Source organism: Lentzea sp. (assembly GCF_036380075.1).
GTDB lineage: Bacteria > Actinomycetota > Actinomycetes > Mycobacteriales > Pseudonocardiaceae > Lentzea.
This window is the reverse complement of the sequence record NZ_DASVFL010000390.1, coordinates 1-3,164: the sequence shown is the minus strand read 5'-3', so window position 1 is coordinate 3,164 and position 3,164 is coordinate 1. Positions and strand designations below refer to the sequence as shown.

Genomic DNA, 3,164 nt, shown 5'->3' with positions numbered 1-3,164 from the left:
GTCGACCGGGCGGCCGATCCCCGGCGGCACGAGGCTGGGGTCCACGAGCACCGCGCCGCGCACCCGTTCGGGCCGCAACCGCGCGTATGCCTCCACGTGCAGCCCGGCGAGCGAGTGCCCGACGAGCACGGCCGGACCGCCCGCGACGTCGACGACCGCGTCGAGCACCGCCACTTCGCGCCGCGCCGACGGGAACTCGGACGACGGGGTGCTCTCCCCGTTCCCTGGCCGGTCGAATCGCACCACCCGCGCTGAAGGCGCGAGCAACTGGGTAACCGGGTCCCAGTCGGCGACCGCGCCGGCCAGACCGGAGACCAGCACGACCGGCGGGGCGTCCGCCGGTCCGTCCACCACGAGGTGCAGGTTCGAGCCCGCGACGGTGACCACGGAACACAGCATGGCGGAAGGAGGAGACGAGCGTGTCGGAGCAGAGGTCGCGGAGCCGCGGCCGTTCCCGCCCGTTCACCCGGCCGGGTGGGTGGCTCGTCGCCGCCGCGGTCCTGTACTCGTGCTGGCTCCTCGAACCGGTGCTGTCGACCGGACTGTCCCCGGTGGACAGCTACGTGAGCGAACTGCTCGCCGGTGACCAGCCGTTCCGGTGGCTGTTCCGCGCCACCGACGCGCTCGCCGCCCTGTGCCTGCTGGCCGCCTCCATCCGGCTGCGCGGACGGTGGGCGGTCGCGGCTGTGCTCATCTTCGCTCTCGCGACCCTCGCCGACACCGCGCTGGCGCTGGACTGCGCACCCAGCGCCGATGCGCTGTGCCGCGGCCGGGAGGTCAGCGGCGCCGTGTCGCTCAGCCACCGGCTGCACCAGGTGACGAGCGTGCTGACGTTCGCCGGCGCTCTCGGCGCGGCCGTGGTCCTGGAACGGCGCACCCGCTGGTGGAGTGCCAGAGCGGTGCTCGTCCTGCTCGCCGTGACCGGTGCGCTGTCCGCGCTGCTGGTCAACCAGCCCGGCGCCGGGCTGGTCCAGCGTCTTCAGCTGCTGACCGTCGCGGCGGGACTGCTGCTCGGAGCACGAGCTTGGTCCACAACGGACATGCGGCGCGTGACGACGCCTGAAGCGCGTCCGGGGTGACCGGAACCCGTACCCCCAGTGGCAACGGGTTCTGGCCCACCTCTGGTCGAGCGGTCAGTGCGGCAGGACGAGCCGGTTGGCGACGTCGTACAGCTCGGCCTCGGTCACCTGGCCGGCGACGACGACCGGAGCGTCCCCGAGCGCGTCGAGGACCCACAACCGGTGGTAGCCGCCCTCGTCGGTGTAGCGCGTCGCGTGACCCTGCACGGGCTTTCCCGGCGTACCGGGCGGGGTGCCGACGACAGCGCTGCTGACGTTCACCGTCGGGAAGACGGTGCACGTGCCCAGCGAGTAGCTCGTGTTGGTCACCGGCGTGCCCGTGGAACGGCCCAGGCCCTGGTCGACGCTGAAGGCGCAGATCCGCATGCCGTCGGGCAGCTCGCGCAGCCCGTACGCCGGGGTGACGGTCGTCGCGCCGGGGAACCGGATGTTCTCCGCGATGCGGCGGCCGGCGTCGACGAGTTGCTGGACGGACGCGGTGCTGCCCTGCGCGGCGGACACGTTCACGTACATCGAGCCGCCGTCGGGGTGCGTCACGTACAGCTCGTACCCACCCGGCCCGGTGGACACGGAGCTCTCGACCCCGCGCTGTCCCTTGACGTTCACCGGCCGGCCGGGGCCCGACTTGAACATCGCCTCGTCCACCGTCACCATCCGGAAGTGCTGGACGTCGACCTCCAGCACCTGGCCGCCGTCGGTGACGGTGAGCATGTACTCGCCGCCGTACAGGGGCGTGCCGGGGGTCGCCGCGGCGGACCCGATGTTGATCCGCTGCGCCCGGTAGGCGACCGTGCCCGGTGGGAGCCAGCCGAGGGAGTAGGGCATCTGAAGACCGTCGGCGGCCGGCGCCGTGGCCTGGTTGCTCTGCGCTCCGCCGGCGGTGTCGATCGTCCGGGACGGCTCCGCGGAGTCCGGCCGGTTCAGCACCACGGCAGTGACCGCGCCGAGGGTCAGCACGGTCGCCCCGGCGGCCACCGCCAACGGCCGGCTCAGCCCGGAACGCCTGTTGTCGATGCGCCGCCGCGCCGCGGCGAGGACCGCGTCGCTGTCGGGCGCGTCGTCCTCGCGCGCCGTGAAGGTGTCCTTGATCAGGTTCTCGATGTTCATCCCGTCTCCCTGGCCTGCGCCATCTGCTCGATGACCAAGCCGTTTCGCAGTGCGGCCAATGCCTTGTGGGCGTGTGCGCGGACGGTGGCCTGGGCGCAGCCCAGCAGCCCGGCGATCTCGGAGTCGGGCATCTGCTCGTAGTACCGCAGCACCATCACCGCGCGTTGGCGCTTGGGCAGCCGTGCCAGGCGCTGCCACATGTCCTCGCGCGCGGCGTGGTCCGACGCGAAGTCGTCCGCCCGTGCCTCGTCGGGGAGGTCCCCCGACGTGATCACGCGTGCGGACCAGCTGTGTCGCCAGGACAGGTAGCCGTTGGTCACCATCCGCAGCACGTACCGCTCCGGGTGGTCCGCGCGGCTGATCCGGGCCCAGTGCCGGTACATCTTGACCAGCACGTCCTGCACCAGGTCAGCCGCCTGCTCCCGCTCGCCGGTGAGCATCGTCGCGTACCGCAACAACCGCGGCAGTTGCGCTCGGGCGAAGTCGTCGTAGTCAGCCATCACTTGGGAAGACTCACGCCGGCGGCGTTGCGTTTACCGGCTTCCGGACAAACATCGGCTGACGTCGCGAGGGGATCTTCCTGAGCACGGACCGGGGAACCGCACCCTCGAGTGCGGTCTCGGCGCGGCCGGGGTCAGGGCTTCTCGAAGTGCTGGTAGTCGATCGGGGTGTCCCAGGAACCGCCCCACGTCCAGCCGCGCGTGGTGAACGCCTGCTCGGTGGCGTCGCCCGCGTGGATCATGCCGGGCGCGTGCTGGGTGCGGTCGACGTAGGGCGCGCCGTTGGGCGGGTAGACCGCGCCACTGCGGGAGATGTACGGGTTCTGCACGGTGTCGATGTCGATGGCCCGCCCGTAGGAGTGGTTGGACCAGGCCGTGCCGCCGGTGATCGGTCGGCAGTTGAACGCCGAGGTGTTGTTCGCCGCCATCGACGCGTCGTCGTCGGAGTCGTACTTCTCGATGGTCTCCATCCGCTCGA

General features: G+C 71.7%; 5 protein-coding genes. 1 reads left to right on the top strand and 4 read right to left on the bottom strand.

The genetic code is table 11. The features are described 5' to 3' along the window. Positions 1-387, bottom strand: a 387-nt coding sequence (locus VF330_RS40630) for an alpha/beta fold hydrolase (protein ID WP_330857087.1), incomplete at its 3' end; no start/stop codon positions are given. Between the two features lie 32 nt (positions 388-419). On the opposite strand from VF330_RS40630, the gene VF330_RS40625 reads away from it, so the two are divergent. Next, entirely contained in the window at positions 420-1,079 is a 660-nt protein-coding gene (locus VF330_RS40625; RefSeq protein ID WP_330857086.1) for a DUF998 domain-containing protein, read from the top strand. Positions 1,080-1,133: 54 nt separating this feature from the next. On the opposite strand, the gene VF330_RS40620 is transcribed toward VF330_RS40625, so the two are convergent. From VF330_RS40620 to VF330_RS40610, 3 genes are all read right to left on the bottom strand, one after another. Beyond that, a complete protein-coding gene (locus VF330_RS40620) occupies positions 1,134-2,186 on the bottom strand; it encodes a hypothetical protein (protein ID WP_330857085.1) in 1,053 nt (350 codons plus the stop codon). Continuing rightward, positions 2,183-2,686 (bottom strand): SigE family RNA polymerase sigma factor, encoded by a 504-nt coding sequence (locus VF330_RS40615; protein WP_330857084.1) that lies wholly within the window; start codon positions 2,684-2,686, stop codon positions 2,183-2,185. The genes VF330_RS40620 and VF330_RS40615 overlap by 4 nt, the downstream gene beginning before the upstream one ends. 134 nt (positions 2,687-2,820) lie before the next feature. Beyond that, positions 2,821-3,164: M15 family metallopeptidase (locus VF330_RS40610; RefSeq protein ID WP_330857083.1), on the bottom strand; the 344-nt coding region annotated here is incomplete at its 5' end.

Bases quoted from the DNA above. Each gene is read 5' to 3' on its own strand.
- VF330_RS40620 (WP_330857085.1), bottom strand. From the start codon at position 2,186: ATGAACATCGAGAACCTGATCAAGGACACCTTCACGGCGCGCGAGGAC.
- VF330_RS40615 (WP_330857084.1), bottom strand. From the start codon at position 2,686: ATGGCTGACTACGACGACTTCGCCCGAGCGCAACTGCCGCGGTTGTTG.